The organism is Oceanimonas baumannii, from assembly GCF_002245495.1.
Lineage (GTDB): Bacteria > Pseudomonadota > Gammaproteobacteria > Enterobacterales > Aeromonadaceae > Oceanimonas > Oceanimonas baumannii.
In genome coordinates, this window is sequence record NZ_NQJF01000053.1 from 1 (window position 1) to 1,079 (window position 1,079).

2 protein-coding genes are annotated in these 1,079 nt (G+C 50.3%); both read left to right on the forward strand.

The window, feature by feature from the left end; genetic code table 11:
- Window positions 1–361: 361 nt before the first annotated feature.
- Window positions 362–718: a hypothetical protein gene (locus B6S09_RS18115; RefSeq protein ID WP_094065088.1), complete on the forward strand. Its 357-nt coding sequence runs from the start codon at window positions 362–364 to the stop codon at window positions 716–718.
- Between the two features lie 104 nt (window positions 719–822).
- The coding region (locus B6S09_RS18895) for a hypothetical protein (RefSeq protein WP_094279861.1) at window positions 823–1,079 on the forward strand (257 nt) is incomplete at its 3' end.

The window sequence follows — 1,079 nt, forward strand, 5'->3', positions numbered from 1 at the left end:
AATCTTCGCAGATGCTGAAGAAGGGGACCTATATCGGTATCGCGCTGGATGTCGGAGTGACCGCGTTGGAAATAACGGAGGCATGTTCCACCGGGCGGGAACAGGAATGTAAGCGGTCGAAGTTTGTGGAGGGAGGGAAGCTGGTATTAGGAGGTGGCGCCGCCACTTACGGGGGATCCGCGGGAATGGGCATTGGTGTTGCCGTGTGTGCAGCTATCTTCGCCATACCTACCGCTGGAGCCAGTGCGCTGGGCTGCGCAGTTGTCGGAGGGGCCGTTGGGGGGATCACTGTGGGGGCTTTGGGAAGTCACGCGGGTGAGCTAATAGGAACCCGCCTTTATGAAGCCTCAGGGGGCGGAAAATGATGTCGGAACCTATCGGCGTATGGTCGGGTGTGTTAATGCTGCTGAGTTTTCCATTAAATCTGTATGTCATTTGTACAAAGCTTGAAGAGGCCGAAGACTATCTGAAATTCAGCTCATTCATCGTGGTATTCAAACACAGATTCGGCACCGATCCTTCGGGTGGAAAGTTGAAACGTTTCTTCGCGATTGCCCTTGTCCTCCTTATGCCGCGTCTTTTTCAATGGCGGTGTCTTGTAATCGTTGAAGATGTGAAACGTATTCCAATGCCTCTAAAACTTTGGATAGTTGTTCCCTACTTGCTCACTATGTCTTCTTTCGTCGGAATGGGCTTGTCGTGGTTTTTGACTGAATAGCGGTCATAACAAAAAAGAGAGGCGGGTCGGTTAACGAAGGTGGAAAACTGGCGTTCGGGGTTGGCGGGGCCGCGTTCGGCCCAGAGGTTTTCAGGGGGTAGCGAATGACGCTTGAGTTCATCGGGATGATGTCGGCCATTATGATGATGCTGTGTTACCCCATATGTATCTATGCCATCTATGCAAAACTTGAAGAAGCCGAAGAGTATTTGAAATTCAGCACGTTTATAGTAACGGTCAAATACAGATTTAAATTCGGACTGTTTGGAGGGAAGCTGAAACGTCTCTTCGTTATCGCGATCGTTATCCTCATGCCGCACGTTTTTCAATGGCGCCGTTTAGCTGTCTCTTATACACATCT

Excerpts from the sequence above, each read along its gene's own strand:
- B6S09_RS18115 (WP_094065088.1), top strand. The coding sequence starts at position 362 with ATGATGTCGGAACCTATCGGCGTATGGTCGGGTGTGTTAATGCTGCTG.